This is a genomic window from Sphaerisporangium sp. NPDC049002 (genome assembly GCF_040649355.1).
Classification (GTDB): Bacteria; Actinomycetota; Actinomycetes; order Streptosporangiales; family Streptosporangiaceae; genus Sphaerisporangium.
The window spans coordinates 1-16068 of sequence record NZ_JBEZFH010000061.1 but is presented as its reverse complement, the minus strand read 5'-3'; the positions used below and the strand labels follow the sequence as shown (position 1 = coordinate 16068).

The 16068-nt window shown below is 71.5% G+C and carries 13 protein-coding genes and 3 tRNA genes; 14 read left to right on the top strand and 2 right to left on the bottom strand.

All coding sequences use genetic code 11. The features are described 5' to 3' along the window. The first annotated feature begins 680 nt into the window (after positions 1-680). The 9 genes from AB0B89_RS15080 (at position 681) to tatA (ending at position 9615) form a co-directional block, all read left to right on the top strand. Positions 681-2087, top strand: coding sequence for an aminotransferase class III-fold pyridoxal phosphate-dependent enzyme (locus AB0B89_RS15080; RefSeq protein ID WP_358552550.1), 1407 nt, complete (start codon positions 681-683; stop codon positions 2085-2087). After that, positions 2081-3133, top strand: a complete 1053-nt coding sequence (locus AB0B89_RS15075; protein ID WP_358552548.1) for an NAD-dependent epimerase/dehydratase family protein — start codon at positions 2081-2083, stop codon at positions 3131-3133. The genes AB0B89_RS15080 and AB0B89_RS15075 overlap by 7 nt, the downstream gene beginning before the upstream one ends. Before the next feature lie 19 nt (positions 3134-3152). Then, positions 3153-4097 carry a UbiA prenyltransferase family protein gene (locus AB0B89_RS15070; RefSeq protein ID WP_358552546.1) on the top strand — a complete coding sequence of 315 codons (945 nt, stop codon included), beginning with the start codon at positions 3153-3155 and terminating at the stop codon, positions 4095-4097. Then, the gene (locus tag AB0B89_RS15065; protein WP_358552544.1) at positions 4094-5203 is read left to right on the top strand and encodes an endonuclease/exonuclease/phosphatase family protein; all 1110 of its coding nucleotides are present in this window, start codon (positions 4094-4096) and stop codon (positions 5201-5203) included. The genes AB0B89_RS15070 and AB0B89_RS15065 overlap by 4 nt, the downstream gene beginning before the upstream one ends. Beyond that, complete coding sequence (locus AB0B89_RS15060; protein WP_358552542.1) at positions 5200-6189, top strand: lysylphosphatidylglycerol synthase domain-containing protein; 990 nt, start codon at positions 5200-5202, stop codon at positions 6187-6189. Before AB0B89_RS15065 ends, AB0B89_RS15060 begins: the two co-directional genes overlap by 4 nt. Continuing rightward, the gene (locus tag AB0B89_RS15055; RefSeq protein WP_358552540.1) at positions 6129-7283 is read left to right on the top strand and encodes a glycosyltransferase family 4 protein; all 1155 of its coding nucleotides are present in this window, start codon (positions 6129-6131) and stop codon (positions 7281-7283) included. The genes AB0B89_RS15060 and AB0B89_RS15055 overlap by 61 nt, the downstream gene beginning before the upstream one ends. A gap of 43 nt (positions 7284-7326) precedes the next feature. Next, positions 7327-8352 (top strand): glycosyltransferase family 2 protein, encoded by a 1026-nt coding sequence (locus tag AB0B89_RS15050; RefSeq protein ID WP_358552538.1) that lies wholly within the window; start codon positions 7327-7329, stop codon positions 8350-8352. A 242-nt stretch (positions 8353-8594) separates the two neighbouring features. Beyond that, positions 8595-9182, top strand: a complete 588-nt coding sequence (locus AB0B89_RS15045; protein WP_358552536.1) for a response regulator transcription factor — start codon at positions 8595-8597, stop codon at positions 9180-9182. A 232-nt stretch (positions 9183-9414) separates the two neighbouring features. Then, positions 9415-9615 carry a Sec-independent protein translocase subunit TatA gene (tatA, locus tag AB0B89_RS15040; RefSeq protein ID WP_358552534.1) on the top strand — a complete coding sequence of 67 codons (201 nt, stop codon included), beginning with the start codon at positions 9415-9417 and terminating at the stop codon, positions 9613-9615. A 96-nt stretch (positions 9616-9711) separates the two neighbouring features. On the opposite strand, the gene hutH is transcribed toward tatA, so the two are convergent. Both hutH and AB0B89_RS15030 read right to left on the bottom strand, forming a co-directional pair. After that, complete coding sequence (gene hutH, locus AB0B89_RS15035; RefSeq protein ID WP_358552532.1) at positions 9712-11259, bottom strand: histidine ammonia-lyase; 1548 nt, start codon at positions 11257-11259, stop codon at positions 9712-9714. Between the two features lie 16 nt (positions 11260-11275). After that, on the bottom strand, positions 11276-11998 hold the full coding sequence (locus tag AB0B89_RS15030) for a metalloregulator ArsR/SmtB family transcription factor (protein WP_358552530.1): 723 nt from the start codon (positions 11996-11998) through the stop codon (positions 11276-11278). A gap of 239 nt (positions 11999-12237) precedes the next feature. On the opposite strand from AB0B89_RS15030, the gene AB0B89_RS15025 reads away from it, so the two are divergent. The 5 genes from AB0B89_RS15025 to AB0B89_RS15005 form a co-directional block, all read left to right on the top strand. Next, positions 12238-12310 (top strand) — tRNA-Gly (locus AB0B89_RS15025). 32 nt (positions 12311-12342) lie between these two features. Beyond that, positions 12343-12413 (top strand) — tRNA-Cys (locus AB0B89_RS15020). A gap of 11 nt (positions 12414-12424) precedes the next feature. Next, positions 12425-12499: transfer RNA gene (locus AB0B89_RS15015), tRNA-Val, on the top strand. Positions 12500-12624: 125 nt separating this feature from the next. Beyond that, positions 12625-13569, top strand: a complete 945-nt coding sequence (locus AB0B89_RS15010) for an ATP-dependent DNA ligase (RefSeq protein ID WP_358552528.1) — start codon at positions 12625-12627, stop codon at positions 13567-13569. 201 nt (positions 13570-13770) lie between these two features. After that, positions 13771-16068 (top strand): amino acid adenylation domain-containing protein (locus AB0B89_RS15005; protein WP_358552526.1); only part of this gene is annotated, 2298 nt, incomplete at its 3' end.

Genomic DNA, 16068 nt, shown 5'->3' with positions numbered 1-16068 from the left:
CCGCGGCGGCCGGCGCGGTGACCGCCGGGGCGCGCCGAATGGCTACCTCCTTAGAGCGAGCGTTGGAACCTCCCGCACTGATCCGCCGTCGGTCATGCTTCAGACGTTGACGATTCGCGGTTCCGCGGAGTCGCCACGATCCACCGGCACAGGGGACCGGAATAAATGGAATCCGGAACTCCGGACGCAAGGCTGACGCATTAACGGGAGGGTGGTCTTGATGATCGACGGCCGATCGGCCTGTCACCGGTCCGCACGGTGAATCGGTAAGCAGTGAATCGGTAAGCGGTAAGCGGTGAGCGGTGAGCGGTGAAGCGGCACCGTTCCGCGCGGTGAGCGGCGACGCGGTACCGCTCCACGCGACAAGGCACCACCGGACCACGCGATGACCCCGGCCGGGAGGCGGCACCGGTCGTCCTGATGGACCGGCCGGCCCATCATGCCCCCGGCGGGAAACGACGTATGACGGGGGGCGCACGCCGCCGCCGCGGGCGCACAGCCGTGGGCCCGCCTCGTCACCAGGTCACCCCACGCGGCCGCGGGTGGACGTTCCGCCACGCCTCGCACCGCGTATCCCCATGCCCACGTACGGCACGTACCGCATGACCACGCACGCACCCACGCACGCCGGGGGTTTCTCACCCATGCCCGGCGCTCGCCATCGTGATGAAGGGAATCAGATGCAGGAGCTTCTTTCCCTGAAGCAGGCCGAGGATCTGGACGTCGACCAGATCCACGAGATGTACCGCCAGTATGTCAACCGCAGCCAGGTCTCGCTGATGACCTCGTTCGGCTTCGGCCGTGAGCTGGTCGAACACGCCGAGGGCGCCTACCTGTACATGAAGGACGGCCGCCGCGTCCTGGACCTCACCGGCGGCGTCGGGGTCCTCAACCACGGGCACAACCACCCGCGCATCCTCGCGGCCCGGACGAAGTTCCAGCAGGACCGCCGGATGGAGGTCCACAAGACCTACTTCTCCCCCTATCTCGCCGCGCTGGGCCACAACCTCGCCCAGGTGCTCCCCGGCGACCTCACCATGTCGTTCTTCCCGAACTCGGGCGCCGAGGCGGTCGAGGGAGCCGTCAAACTGGCCTACAAGTACCACCGTGGCCGGCGCGGCACGGTCCTGCGTTCGGACATCAGCTTCCACGGCAAGCTGCTGGGCTCGGGCGGCCTGACCGGAAGCTCGCAGAACCGCTTCTCCTTCCCCACCATCCCGGGCATCGCGAGCTTCGCCTACGACGACCTGGACTCGGTCCGTTCGGCGCTGCGCGCCCATCGCGGCGACGTGTACGCCCTGCTCATCGAGCCGTTCAGCGCCTCGACGATGAGGTGGTGCTCGGAGGAGTTCCTGCGCGGGGTACGGGAGCTGTGCACCGCCGAGAAGATCGTGCTGATCTTCGACGAGATCTACACCGGGTGGGGAAAGACCGGCAGCCTCTTCTATTTCATGCGCTACCCGGACCTCGTTCCCGACGTGCTGACGACGTCCAAGTCCTTCGGCGGCGGAAAGTCCTCGATCTCCGCGTTCATCGCCCGCGAGCCGATATTCCGCAAGGCGTACGACAACATGGCCGACGCCCTCATCCAGAGCACGAGCACCACGTACTACGGCTTCGGCGAGGAGGCGGCGACCGCCATCGAGGCCGTCAACATCGCCGTGGAGGACGACTACCCGGCACGTGCGCGCGCGCTTGAGGACGTACTCCGTCCCGGTCTCGACCGCATCCGCGTGAAATACCCCGACCAGGTCGCGGAGGTGTGCGGCGCCGGCGCCCTGTGGGGCCTGTTCCTGTCCGGCGGGCCCAAGGTGCTCGACCTGGCCGGGAGGCTGCCGCCCCTGAAGGACCCGCTTCTGCGCACGAAGCTGGTCGCCTGCTCGGTGATCGACACGCTCTACCGCGAGCACGACATCTACGCCTACTACACGCTCAACGGGCGCAGCCCCCTGGTCGTCGGCCCCCCTCTGGTGGCCGAGCCGGAAGAGATGGAGCGCTTCCTCGCGGCCCTGGACGCGACGCTCGCGCAGGGCATCCCCCGGCTCCTGAGCCGTTTCCTCAAGGAGAAGGTGAGCTCGCTATGGTGAACCCCTCCCCGCCCTCCCGTGTCGTGGTGACCGGGGCCGCCGGGATCCTCGGCTCCAGCCTCGTGGCCCGCCTGCTCGCCGACGGCGCCGAGGTGTGCGGGCTCGACCTGCGGGAGATCGCCCCCGAGCCCGGCCTCACGCCGCGCAGGGCCGACATCCGCGACGTGCCGGCGGTCAAGGAGGCCTTCGCCGGCGCCGACATGGTGGTGCACTGCGCGGCTGCGCTCCCGAGCTACCCCGCCGACCAGATCCGCTCGATCATCGTCGGCGGCACCACGGCCGTCCTGCGCGCGGCCCGCGACACGGGCGTCCGGCGGGTCGTGCACATCTCCTCGACCGCGGTGTACGGCCTGCCGAAGCGGGTGCCGACGACCGAGGACCATCCCCGCGAGCCCGTCGACACCTACAGCGCGGCCAAGGCCGAGGCGGAGGAGCTCGCCGAGAAGTACCGGGCCGACGGGATGTGCGTGAGCGTCCTGCGTCCCAAGACGTTCCTCGGCCCCGGTCGCATGGGGCTGTTCTCGATGCTCTTCGAGTGGGCCGAGGAAGGGCGCAACTTCCCCGTCCTCGGCCGGGGCGACGTGCGCATCCAGATGCTCGGCCTGGAGGACCTCGTCGACGCCGTCACCACCGTCCTCGCCGCCCCCGACGAGGTCGCCAACGACACCTACAACCTGGGCGCTGCCCGTTTCGGGACCATCAGGGAGGACTTCCAGTCCGTCCTCGACGCCGCCGGCCGGGGCAGGCGCGTGGTGTCGGTCCCGGCCCACGCGGCGGTGGGGGTGTTGAGGATGCTCGAACGCTTCAAGCTCTCGCCGGTGTACGGAAGGCTCCTGTACAAGCTGCTCGCCGACTCCTACGTGAGCATCGGCAAGGCGCAGGACCGGCTCGGGTTCACCCCCCGGCTTTCCAACCAGGAGGCGATCCTGCGCACGTACGACTGGTGGCGGCGGCACCGGGCCGAGCCGGCGGCCCGGGGCACCGGGCGCACCAGCCGCGAGCCGTGGCGCCAGGGCGTGCTCGCGATGTCCAAAGTCTTCTTCTGACGGTCGCCGGAGGTGAGGTATGTCAAGCACTCCCCTGGATCTGCCGCCCGTGACGGTCCGTCCGGCGCGAGAGCACCGGAGGCCGGCACGTGACCTGCTCGTCCTGCTCCGGCCCCACCAGTGGGTGAAGAACCTGCTGGTGGTCCCCCTGCCCCTGGTGCATCCGGCGGCCTGGAACCCGCCCTCGCTCGCCCGCCTGGCGGGGGCCGTGCTGATCTTCATCCTGGCCTCGTCGGTCGTCTACGTCGGCAACGACATCGCCGACCGCGACCGCGACCGCAGGCATCCGGTCAAGCGCCACCGCCCGATCGCGGCCGGGCGCGTCTCGGTGGCGCTGGCGGCCGGCGCCGGCTGCGCGCTGGCGGCGCTGCTCGTCGTGCTGCTGGCCGTGGTGTCACCGGGCCTGGCGTGGCCCGTCGCCGGGTACCTGGCGTTGAACGTGCTCTACAGCGTCTGGCTCAAGCACGTGCCGGTGGTCGACCTGTTCGTCGTGGTGCTCGGGTTCGAGGCGCGCGTCGTCGCCGGGTACCAGGCTGTCGGCGCGGCTCCGTCGGTCTGGCCGCTGCTCTGCGTCTTCTTCCTGTGTCTCACCCTGATCCTCGGCAAGCGACGCAGGGAGATCGACGACGCGGGGTCGGCGCACCGCCCGGCGCTGGCGGGCTACTCCGCCGCGCTGGTCGACCAGATGCTCACGCTCAGCGCGGGACTGGCCGCGGTCTCGTTCCTGCTCTTCCTGGGCGGTGACGCCTCCTCGGCCGCTCCCGACAACCTGGCGACGCTCCTGCTCGTGCCGCTGAGCCTGTTCGGCCTCTTCCGCTACCTGCGGATCCTGACCCTCCAGGGGGTGGACGGCGATCCGGTGCGCGCGCTGCTGCGCGACCGGGTGATCGTGAGCACCGCCCTGCTGAGCGCGGGCCTGCTGGCCGTCCTGCTGGGCGTCGGCGGCCTCGGGGGGCTCTCGTGACCACGGTCGCCGAGCAGCCGACGTCGCGGCGGGCGGTCCCACCGGCGCGCTGGTGTCTCGGCACCCGGCTCCTGGTCACCGCGGCCCTGGCGTGGGCGGCGCTCCTTCTCGTCCACGCCCTGGTGAGCGGGCGGTGGTGGCTGTGGCTCGTGGTCGAGCTCGCCCCGCCTGTGGTCGTGCTCGTCGTCCCGGTCCTGCTTCTCGCCCTCACCCCGCTGGCGGCCCGCGCGGTGCGGCTGCCGCTCGCGGTGGTGCTGGCGGCCACGCTCGTACTGGGCGTGCCGCTGTCGGGGCTCGGTCTCCCGGGGGCGGCCGGCGCCGCCCCCGGGGCGGTGAAGGTCTTCTCCTGGAACACCGGCTACTGGCACCAGGGGGAGGATCCGGCGGCCTTCTACTCCTACCTGCGCGCGCAGCGTGCCGACGTGTACCTGCTGCAGGAGTACCTCTACTTCTCCGACGACCCGATCAGGATCGACGACCTGCGGCGGATCAGGCGGGAGTTCCCCGGTTACCACGTCGCGGCGGCCGGCGAGCTGGTCACCATCTCCCGCTTTCCGATAGCCGCCTCGCGTCCCGTGGACGCCTCGGCCCTGATGTCCACCGCCGACGGGAGCGCGCCGCCGGCGGGCACCGGCTGGCGCGACTACTACACCACCAAGGCGCTGCGCACCGACGTCCGCGTCGGGGGCGACCTGGTGTCCTTCTACAACGTGCATCTCGCGGTCCAGGTGGACATCCGCCTGAGCCCGTTCTCACCTGCCTTCTACCGGGTGGTCCACGACCAGTACCACCGCAGGGAAGCAGAACTGCGGACGCTGAGCGCGGAGTTGTCGGCCAACGGGAACCCCGCGGTCATCGCCGGTGACTTCAACTCGACGTCGCTGATGGCTGACGTGCGCAGGCTGTGCGAACGGTCGCGGTGCCACAACCCGGCCGGCCCGTCCCCCCTGCCCCTGAGCTGGCCGACGGAGGGCATGCCGCGGCTGTGGCGGCTCGACTGGGTGCTCTCCCAAGGAGGTCTCGACGTCACCGGCTACCACTTCACCCCGTCCAATGGGATGTCCGACCACCTCGCCCAGTCCCTGTCCGTCTCGGTGCGCCGATGATCGCGAGGCTGCGCGCGGCGCTCACCGCGGTCGCGGTGCTGACGGTCGCCGCGTTCGTGGTCCTGACGCTGAAGGACCAGGACTGGGCACTGCTCGCCACCCTGGCCGAGCCGCGCGCGCTCCTGCTGATCGGCGCCGCGATCGTCACCAACGCCGTGGGGCTGTGGTTCGGGATGCTCTCGTGGCGGGCGCTGGTGGTCGGTTTCGGCTCCCGGGCAGGGGTGTGGGAGGGTGCCCGCGTCTTCTTCGTGGGCTTCCTGGCGAAGTTCGTGCCAGGCCGGGTGTGGACGCTGCTGGCGAACATGCGCATGGGCAGGACCGTGGGGATCACCCCGGCGCAGATGGCGGCGCTCTACGTGCTGAACATCGCCGTCGCGTCCCTGACGGGCCTGATGACCGGGCTGCTCGCGGCGCCGAGCGTGTTCGGCGGGAACAGCGTCTGGATGGCGCTGGCCGCCCTGCCGGTCGTGGTCTTCTTCGCCCGCCCCGGTCTCGCCCACCGCCTCATCGGAGTGGCCGCGCGGCTGCTCCGGCGGCCGGAACCGGTGACCAGGGCGCCCGACGGGAGCGTGCGCCGGGCGATCACCATGCAGACGCTGTCGTGGCTGGTGTCGAGCACGCACGTGTGGTTCCTGGCCATCGCGATGGGCGCCCCGCCGCTCCCGTCGCTCCTGGCCTGCGTGGGCGCCTTCGCGGGCGCCGCCGTCATCGGCTACCTCATGGTGCTGGTGCCCGACGGCCTCGGCGTCCGCGAGGCGATCCTGCTGGCGGCCCTGACCGGGGTGCTCCCCCTTCCGGCGGCGGGCAGCGTCGTTCTGGCCAGCCGGCTGCTCTGCACCGTCACCGAGATCGCCGTGGCGGGAGCCGCGCTGCTCGTCGCCCACCTACGCATACGCCCTGACGGCAACCAAGGAGATGAACCTCGATGGCGGATTTCGACCTCGCAGTCATCCTCAACTACTACTCCCCCTACGTCAGCGGCCTGACCGACTCGGCGCGGGAGATCGCCGAGGGGCTCGCCGGGCGGGGGTGGCGGGTGGCCGTGGTGGCCTCCCAGCACAAGCGGTCCCTTCCCCGGCGGGAGCGCCGCAACGGCGTCGAGATCTTCCGCTGCCCCGTCGTCACGACGATCAGCCGGGGGCCGGTGAGCCTGTCGCTGCCGTTCGTCGCGGGGCAGGTGGCCCGCGCGTCCAGCGTCGCCAACCTGCACATCCCCATGCTGGAGGCGGGTCCCATCGCCCGGCTCTGCGCGCCCACCCCTGTGGTCACCACCTACCACATCGACCTGTGGCTGAGGCCGTCCCTGGTGAGCCCGGCGGTGATCGGGGCCGTGGACACCTCGGCGCGGATGGCGATGCGGCGGTCGGCCGCGGTGGTGGTGAACAGCGACGACCAGGCCCGGCACTCGCGCCTGTGGCCCACCATGCGCCGCTCCCGGGTCCACGCGATCCCGGCCCCCTGCCAGGACCGCACGGGGGGCAGCCCCTCCTACCGGGAGGGGCCCGGCCTGCATGTGGGGTTCGCCGGGCGCATCGCCGCGGAGAAGGGCCTCGCGTACCTGGTGCGGGCGTTCCGCCGCCTGCCCGATCAGGACGCCCGTCTCCTCCTCGCCGGTGACTACATCGACGTCGCCGGCGGCAGCGACATCGAGAGCGTCAGGCGGGCCATCGGCGACGACCCGCGCGTCCGGCTTCTCGGGCTGCTGAACGGGCGGCAGATGAGGGACTTCTACGCCTCGATCGACGTGTTCGCCCTCCCGTCGATATCCGAGTCCTTCGGCATCGTCCAGGCGGAGGCGATGATGGCGGGAATCCCCTCGGTCACCACCGACATCCCCGGCGGCCGGGTCCCGGTGACGGCCACCGGATTCGGCCGCGTGATACCGCCCAGGGACCCGGCCGCGATATTCCAGGCGATCCAGGAACTGCGTGACCTGCCCGTGGAACGCCGGGCGACGGGCGCGCGCGACGCCCGTGCGAAGTTCGGGCTCCAGGCCTGCCTCGACGCCTACGAGGACCTGTTCCAGTCCCTGGGCGCGAAACCGGGGATTCCAGGAAACGCCCAGAAGAAGATCGCCTGACCGCCCGCTCGACCCGTAGAAATTGTTCGTTGAAAGGTGCCTCATGGAAGCTTCCGTCAACGCGCCCAGGGTTTCGGTCATCATCCCGAACTACAACTACGCGAAGACCCTGGAGGCCTGCCTGGAATCGGTGTTCGCCCAGACCCTGCCCCCGTACGAGGTGATCGTCTCCGACGACGCCAGCACCGACGGCTCCCCCGAGATCGCCGAGCGGTTCCCGTGCCGGCTCGTACGGGCGCCGCGCAACCGCGGGGTCTCCGCGGCCCGCAACGCGGGGGTGGCCGCCAGCACCGGCGACATCCTGTTCTTCATGGACTCCGACCAGGCGCTGGCGTCCGACGCCATCGAGCAGGCGGTCAGGGCGCTGCGGGACGAGGCCGGCTACGACTGCGTACACGGGATCATCGCGCCCGAACCGATGATCGACGACGGGCCGGTCGAGTGGGTCATGACGATGCTCGCCCACTTCGCCCGCATGCGCGCGGCGGGACCCACCGTGACGGTCTACTTCCAGGCCGCGGCGATGCACCGGTCGGTCTTCGAGGACGTCGGGCCGTTCGACGAGTCCCTGCGCGACTTCGAGGACGTCGAGTACAGCGAGCGGCTGTCGGCGAAGTACCGCATCGGCCTCAGCGACAAGGTGGTGGTCTACCACGACGACGAGGACCGGCTGCCCGACCTGCTCTCCGAGCAGTACCGCAGGTCACAGCTCATGATCCCGTTCGTGGCCGCGCACAGGAACCGGCCGGGCGCGCTGCGGCCCAACAGCACCCTCGGCGTCGCCATGGCCTCGCTCACCGTGGCCACCCTCCCGGCGTTCCTCGTCTCGCGGAAGCTGGCGGCGCTGCCCCTGCTGCCGGCCGCGGTGTTCGCCTGCTCCAACCCCGGTCTCTACCGCTTCGTCCTCCGCAGGCGGGGGCCGCGGTTCCTCGGGCGATTCGCCGGCATCCACTTCCTGATCAACGTGGCGATCGCGGCGGGAGCGGCGGCCGGGGGCCTGCGGTCGCTCCGCGACCCCGGCTTCGGGCGTCCGGCGGCACGGGGCGGCGGTTCGGCGACTTCTTCCTGACTGTCCGTAAATTCCGTTATGGGACATGTGGGACGGATGTCGTGTACTAACAGAGACACTTGAGACTGGTTATTGCACATCTACACCACATGTCCCATAATCCATCTATAAGTACTTGGCCCGCCCAACATACGGGGGATTGAGTGGAACAACCAAGTAGAACAAAGATCGACGATCGAATAAGCAGGAAGCTTGACGTTGGAATAGTTTGTGAGAACGAAATCCTCCGTTATGGCCTCAAGGTGGCCCTGCACGACATAATGACGGTGCGAACCGTACGGGAGATCGCGAAACAGTCCGCATACTCGGGTGGCAACGGGCTGGGCTCGCTCGACATCGTCATCATCTCCTATGCCGAATGGGCCACGGCCATGCGCGTCGTGCCGGCCGCGCGGGCGGCGAACATACGGGTGCTGGCCTTCGTGGACGACGTCAGCGCGAAGGACCCCGAGAAACTGGTGTCCCTCAGGCCGGACGGCTTCATCCTGCAGCGCGACCTGACCAAGCGTCGGCTGGAAGACGCCCTGATACGCGTTTCACGCAGCGAGACGCCGATGCCGACGGAAATCGTCTCGCAGGTGTTCGACTCCGCGATACGCATTCTGAAAACCTCCCATCCGCGTTTCGCCGAGCTGACGCCGAGAGAACAGGACGCCCTTGAGCTGCTCGCGGACGGGCTGAGCAACAAGGAGATCGCGCAGCGCCTTTCCGTTTCCCTGCACGGCGCGAAACGCCTGGTCGGAAATATCCTGCTGAAACTGAATTGCCCCAACCGCACGCAGGCCGTCGTCCTCGCCATGAGGCACGGCCTGCTACGCGACCGCAATTGACACCTTTTCTCGCCGGAGGAGGCCGAGGAGCGTCTCGGCCGAGGGCAGCGGCGCCGCACGGGGCAGCGCCGCCGGCGGCGGGCCGGAGACCGACCTCTCGCGCGCGCCACGACGTGCTCGGGGTGTCCGGCGAGGTTTGCGGCGTTCCCCTCCGAATGGAGGGTACCCGGGATCACAGCTGGTCACCGAGGTTCTACGCTGGTGTGATAGGCGCTCAGCAAGGAGATTCGGCATGGGGGAACTGAGCCCGTGGCACTGGCTTATCGTCGCCGCGGTATTCGTGATGCTCTTCGGTGCGAGGAGACTGCCCGACGCCGCCAGGTCGGTCGGGCAGTCGCTCCGCATCTTCAAGCACGAGGCGAGCAAGCTGAGGGATGACGAGGAGATCGCGGGCCCTGAACGGCCCGAGCCGCCCGAGCGACCCGGCTCCTGATCTTCGGCGGGCACGACGCCCGGCCGCCCGCCTTCGGAACCGCCGGGGCCGCACTCAGACGCTGCTCAGACGCCGCTCAGAGGCTGCAGAGGCTGCTCAGGCGAGGGGGCCGGTGACGGACTCGGCGGATGACAGGACGGTGCCGTTGGCCACCAGGCGGACGACGGACTCGATCTCGGGGGCGAGGAAGCGGTCGGGGCCTGGCCCGGGTACCTCCTGGCGCAGGGCGTCGACCACGGCGCCGGTCGCGGGGGCGGGGCGGTGGGGCCGGCGGAGCTCGATGGCGCGGGCGGCGGTCAGGACCTCGATGGCGAGCACGCGCGTGAGCCCGTCCAGCGAGCGGCGGAGCTTGCGCGCGGCCGACCAGCCCATGGAGACGTGGTCCTCCTGCATCGCCGAGCTGGGGATGGAGTCGACGCTGGCCGGCACGGCGAGGCGCTTCAGCTCTGAGACGATCGCCGCCTGCGTGTACTGCGCGATCATGTGCCCGGAGTCGACACCCGGGTCGTCGGCGAGGAACGCGGGCAGGCCGTGGCTACGGGCGACGTCCAGCATCCGGTCGGTGCGTCGTTCGGCCATCGAGGCGACGTCGGCCACGGCGATCGCCAGGAAGTCGAGCACGTAGCCGACCGGCGCGCCGTGGAAGTTGCCGTTGGACTCCACGCGGCCGTCGTCGAGGACCACGGGGTTGTCGACGGCCGAGGCCAGCTCCCAGCCCGCCACGGTGGCGGCGTGGGCGGCGGTGTCACGGGCGGCCCCGGCCACCTGGGGCGCGCAGCGCAGCGAGTAGGCGTCCTGGACGCGGGTGCACGAGTCGTCCCGGTGGGAGGCCATGATCCCCGAGTCGCGCAGCAGCGCCCGCAGGTTCCCCGCGGAGGCCGCCTGGCCCGGATGGGGACGCAGGGCCTGCAGCTCGGGGGCGAACACCCGGTCGGTGCCGAGCAGGGCCTCCACGCTCATGGCGGCGCTGACGTCGGCGGTCTTGAGCAGCGCCCCGAGGTCGTCCAGGGCCAGGATGAGCATCCCCAGCATGCCGTCGGTGCCGTTGATCAGGGCGAGGCCCTCCTTGGCGGCCAGCTCGACCGGCTCAAGGCCCGCCGGCTTCATCGCCTCGCGGGCGGTCTTCAGCTCGCCGTCGCGGTCGCGCACCGGCCCCTCCCCCATCAGGGCGAGGGCGACGTGGGACAGCGGCGCGAGGTCGCCGGAGCAGCCGAGGCTGCCGTACTCGTGGACGACCGGGGTGATCCCGGCGCTGAGCAGCCCCGCGAGGACCTGGGCGGTGGAGGGCCGCACCCCGGTGTGCCCGGTGGCCAGGGTGTGCAGGCGCAGGAGCATCATCGCGCGGACGACCTCGGTCTCGACCTCGGGGCCTGACCCGGCGGCGTGCGACCGTACGAGGGAGCGCTGTAGCTGGGCACGGAGGTCGGGGTCGATGTGGCGGGTGGCGAGGGCGCCGAACCCGGTGGAGACGCCGTAGGCCGGGGTGGGGCTCGCGGCGAGCTCCTCCACACGGGCGCGGGCGCGGGCCATGGCCGTGACCGCCTCGTCGGTGAGGCGTACGGCGGCACCGTGCCGGGCGACCTTGACGACGTCGCCGAAGCTCAGTGGTTCCGGACCGACGTTCACGACCTCGATGTCGCGCATGGTGTCACTCTCTCGCTTAGGTAACTGGCGTATTGGATGTTAGCCCCTTACAGGGGAACATCGCGGCCAGCCCCTTCCTGCCGAGGTCCGTCAGCTCCAGCGCGCGCCTGACCGGCCCGTGCCGGTACCAGTCGCGTTCGAGGAGCGAGCGGGTGATCGCGGCACCGAGGGCTCCCCCGAGGTGGGGCCGGCGCTCGGTCCAGTCGAGGCAGGCGGGCGCGAAGCCGCGCCGGGACGCGCGCGCCCCGGCGAGGTCGACGCCCAGCTCCGCCAGGGCCTGCTCCCCCGCCGCCGTGACCTCGTAGGCGTCCTCGCCGACCAGGTGCCCGGCCTCGACCAGCGCGGCGAGCAGCCCGACCCCGGCGCGGCCCGCCAGGTGGTCGTAGCAGGTGCGCGCCTCCTCCAGCAGCCGCGCCTGGCGGGACTGGCGCAGGGACCGTACGGCCGGTCGGGGGCTCACCCGTGCCAGCACTTCGAGGATCTCGGCCACCTCGGGGCCGGACAGCCGGTAGTAGCGGTGGCGGCCCTGGCTCACCACGGTCACCAGCCCGCCGGCCAGCAGCCGGGACAGGTGGGCGCTCGCGGTGGCCGGGCTGACCCCGGCCAGCCTCGCCAGCTCCCCCGCCGCCAGGGCGCGGCCGTCCAGCAGCGCGGTGAGCACGGCGGCCCGCGTGGGGTCGGCGATCAAGGACGCGACCGGGGCGATGTCGGCGTCGCTCGCGACGTGGTGCGCAACCATGCTTCGACGCTAACCCAAGGACGCTTGGACCGGCGTCGAAGCATGCCCTATGACCAGGCGATCCCCGTCCCCCAGACCGGCGAGGCGGCGTGGGATCCTCCTCGCGATCCCGGCCGGACGCCGCGGCGCGTGGCCGCGATCACCTGGTACGCCGAGCGGGCCGGCGGCCCTCGGTTTGGGGACTTGGCCGGGATTCGCTAGAGTTCTCTGCGTGAGGCCGGGAGTTCACGGCCGATCATGCGGACGTGGCTCAGCTGGTAGAGCATCACCTTGCCAAGGTGAGGGTCGCGGGTTCGAATCCCGTCGTCCGCTCGGAGATGCCTTGCGGAGACGAGGCATAGCCCGGTGGAGTGGCCGAGAGGCGAGGCAGCGGCCTGCAAAGCCGCGTACACGGGTTCAAATCCCGTCTCCACCTCTGTTTTGCACGGGCGATTAGCTCAGTGGGAGAGCGCTACCTTGACACGGTAGAGGCCACTGGTTCAATCCCAGTATCGCCCACCATCAGATCCCCAGGTCATCGGCCTGGGGATTCTGCATTTCCCGGCCGTTCCCCGGTGATCGTTTCGCACGTGTGGCGGGCAGGGCCGTTGTTGACCCCACGCCCGCGGGTGGGCATCGTGGGGCGGGTGACCAGCGATGAGACGCGGGACGGAGTGCCGCTGACCAATCTCGGCCAGCCGCTGTTCGACGGTGCGAACGCGACGAAGAGGGATCTGGTCGACTACCTGGACGCGGTTCGCGACCGCATCATCCCGGTGCTGCGCGACCGGGCGCTGTCGGTGATGCGCATACGGCCGGGGCAGCCGGCGTTCATGCAGAAGAACGTGCCCAAGTACACCCCCTCGTGGGTGCGCACGATCTCGGTGTGGGCGGAGGCCTCGCACCGGGAGGTGTCCTACGCGCTGTGCGACGACCGCCGCACCCTGCTGTGGTTCGCCAACCAGCGGGCGGTGGAGTACCACCCGGCGCTGTTCCGGGGGGAGCACCCCACCCACCTCGTGCTCGATCTCGACCCGCCGGAGGAGAACGCGTTCCCGCTGGCCGTCGGGGCCGCGCGCCTGGTCCGCCAGGCCCTGGACGACGCCGGGCTGGCGGGCGCGGTGAAGACCAGCGGGGCCAAGGGCCTGCACGTCTTCGTGCCCGTGGAGGAGGGGATCGCGCCCGAGGACCTGGCCGCGGCCACCCGCGCCCTGGCCGCCCGCGCCGAGCGCGTCGACCCGTCGATCGCCACCACGGCCTTCATCCGCGAGGACCGCGAGGGCAAGGTGTTCCTCGACTCCACACGGGCCGGCGGGGCGACGGTGGTGGCCGCCTACAGCCCGCGCATCCGTCCGGACACGCCGGTGTCCTTCCCGGTCACCTGGGACGACCTCGACCGGGTCACACCCGCCGACTTCACCGTCCGCACCGCGGCGGGGCTGCTGGGCGACGGCGATCCCTGGGCCGAGCAGATGCCCGCGCCCCAGCGGCTGCCGGACGACCTGGTCGAGGAGGGGCACACGATCCCGGTGGCCCGCGTCCAGGCGATGCACGAGGGCAAGCGCCGTGCCCGCGCGCGTCGTGGCGAGTGACCACCGGAGGGGTGACCCGGAGGCGACGCGCAGATGTACGGAAAGTAACCAGGAATAGGCCGTAACACGTCGAGAGTTAGGATCTTACGATGCCCACGGCATGACGTCGGGCCGTTTCGGAACCGGAGCATGGTGATCCCGCGATCTCCTGGGGCCACGACGAAGACCCAGACCAACGTCCGGGCATTCAGGGGAGAGAACGTGCGTCCATCCGCGACCGAGACCGAGCCGGGCCGTCCGCCACACGACGCCACCGACGAGACGACCGGCCCCACGACCTACCCCACGACCGGCCCCACGACCGGCCCCACGACCGGCCCCACAACCGGCGAGGAGCCCGAGGGCACGTACGGCCGCGACCTCCGCTCGCCCGGCCGCGAGGCCACGGCCGATCGCCCGGCGCCCGCCGTGTTCCTGTCGGGAGACGCGGCCGCGGCGCCCCGGACGCTGCTGGACATCCTCGCCGCGACCACCCGCCTGCACCCCCGCGAGCCCGCGCTCGACGACGGGGTGACCAGCCTCGACTACGAGGGCCTGAGCGCCGAGACGGAGCTGCTGGCCGGGCGGCTCCGGCGGGCGGGGGTGGGCCCCGGCGACCGCGTCGGAGTCCGGGTGCCCTCGGGCACGGTCGACCTCTACGTCGCCATCCTCGGCGTCCTGGCCGCCGGCGCGGCGTACGTCCCGGTCGACGCAGACGATCCCGAGGAGCGGGCCGAGCTGGTCCTTTCCGAGGCGGGCGTCCGCGCGGTCGTCGGCGAGGGACGCTCGATCACCCCGCGCGGCTCCTCCCCGGCCGGCTCGGGACGCCCGGGGCCTCCGGGCCTGGACGACGACGCGTGGATCATCTTCACGTCCGGGTCGACCGGCCGGCCGAAGGGCGTGGCCGTGACCCATCGCAGCGCGGCGGCCTTCGTGGACGCCGAGGCCCGCCTGTTCCTGCCGGAGGAGCCGATCGGCCCCGGGGACCGCGTCCTGGCGGGCCTGTCGGTGGCGTTCGACGCCTCCTGCGAGGAGATGTGGCTCGCGTGGCGGCACGGCGCCTGCCTGGTCGCCGCGCCCCGCGCGCTCGTACGTACCGGCATGGACCTCGGCCCCTGGCTGACCGACAGGGGCATCACCATCGTGTCGACCGTGCCGACGCTGGCCGCGTTGTGGCCGGTCGAGACCCTGGACGACGTGCGCCTGCTGATCTTCGGCGGGGAGGCGTGCCCGCCCGAGCTGGCCGAGCGGCTGGCCGTGCCGGGACGCGAGGTGTGGAACACCTACGGCCCGACCGAGGCCACCGTCGTGGCGTGCGCGGCCCCGCTGCCCGGCCAGGGACGGATCCGCATCGGCCTGCCCCTCGACGGCTGGGACCTCGCCGTCGTGAACGAGGACGGCGAGCCCGTCGCCATGGGCGAGACGGGCCAGCTTGTCATCGGCGGGGTCGGCCTGGCCCGGTACCTCGACCCCGAGAAGGACCGCGAGAAGTACGCCCCGCTGCCGTCCCTCGGCTGGGAGCGCGCCTACCGCAGCGGCGACCTGGTGAGGGCTGAGCCGCAGGGCCTGGTCTTCGCCGGCAGGGCCGACGAGCAGATCAAGCTCGGCGGGCGGCGCATCGAGCTCGGAGAGGTCGACGCCGCGATCCAGGCGCTTCCGGGGGTGGCCGGAGCCGCCGCGGCGGTCCGCACGACCGCCTCGGGGCACCAGCTCCTCGTCGGCTACGTCGTGCCCGGCGAGGACTTCGACCAGGCGACCGCCCGCGACCGGCTGGCCGAGGCGCTTCCCGCCGCGCTGGTCCCGAGGATCGCGCTCGTGGACGCCCTGCCGACGCGCACGTCCGGGAAGATCGACCGCGACGCCCTCCCCTGGCCGCTGACCGGCGCCGCGGACCCCGGCTCGGCGTCCACGGCCGGGCTGTCGGGCACCGAGGGCTGGGTGGCGCGGCAGTGGTCGGAGATCCTCGGGGCGGACACCGGCGACCGTGACGCCGACTTCTTCGCCCAGGGCGGCACGAGCCTCGCCGTGGCCCGGCTGGTGTCGGCCCTGCGCACCCGGTACCCGGGTGCCTCGGTCAACGACGTCTACGAGAACCCCACGCTGGGGGCGCTCGCGGCGCGCCTTTCCGCGATGGACACGCCCGAGGTGGCGGCGGTGGCCCGTACGGTCGCACCGGTGCCGCGCCGCGCCGCCCTGGCGCAGGCGGCGCTCATGGTGCCGCTGCTCACCGTGGGCGGCATGCGCTGGATCATCGGCATCGCCACGCTGAACAACCTCGTCTCCTTCCCGTGGGCTCCTGCCGTGTCCTGGTGGTGGGTGCTGGCCGGCTGGCTGCTGTTCGTCTCGCCGTGGGGGCGCATCGGCATCGCCGCCGGCGTCGCCCGGGTGCTGCTGCGCGACCTCACCCCCGGCGTGTACCGCCGTGGCGGGGGCACGCACCTGCGGCTCTGTCTCCGAGGATGTGGTTGTACAGGGCCAGCAGCAACGACAGCACCAGCGCGACGACGCCGAACACCACGG

Coding starts and splice junctions, on each gene's coding strand:
- AB0B89_RS15080 (WP_358552550.1), top strand. CDS start 681: ATGCAGGAGCTTCTTTCCCTGAAGCAGGCCGAGGATCTGGACGTCGAC.
- AB0B89_RS15075 (WP_358552548.1), top strand. CDS start 2,081: ATGGTGAACCCCTCCCCGCCCTCCCGTGTCGTGGTGACCGGGGCCGCC.
- AB0B89_RS15070 (WP_358552546.1), top strand. CDS start 3,153: ATGTCAAGCACTCCCCTGGATCTGCCGCCCGTGACGGTCCGTCCGGCG.
- AB0B89_RS15060 (WP_358552542.1), top strand. CDS start 5,200: ATGATCGCGAGGCTGCGCGCGGCGCTCACCGCGGTCGCGGTGCTGACG.
- AB0B89_RS15055 (WP_358552540.1), top strand. CDS start 6,129: ATGGCGGATTTCGACCTCGCAGTCATCCTCAACTACTACTCCCCCTAC.
- AB0B89_RS15050 (WP_358552538.1), top strand. CDS start 7,327: ATGGAAGCTTCCGTCAACGCGCCCAGGGTTTCGGTCATCATCCCGAAC.
- tatA (WP_358552534.1), top strand. CDS start 9,415: ATGGGGGAACTGAGCCCGTGGCACTGGCTTATCGTCGCCGCGGTATTC.
- hutH (WP_358552532.1), bottom strand. CDS start 11,259: ATGCGCGACATCGAGGTCGTGAACGTCGGTCCGGAACCACTGAGCTTC.
- AB0B89_RS15030 (WP_358552530.1), bottom strand. CDS start 11,998: ATGGTTGCGCACCACGTCGCGAGCGACGCCGACATCGCCCCGGTCGCG.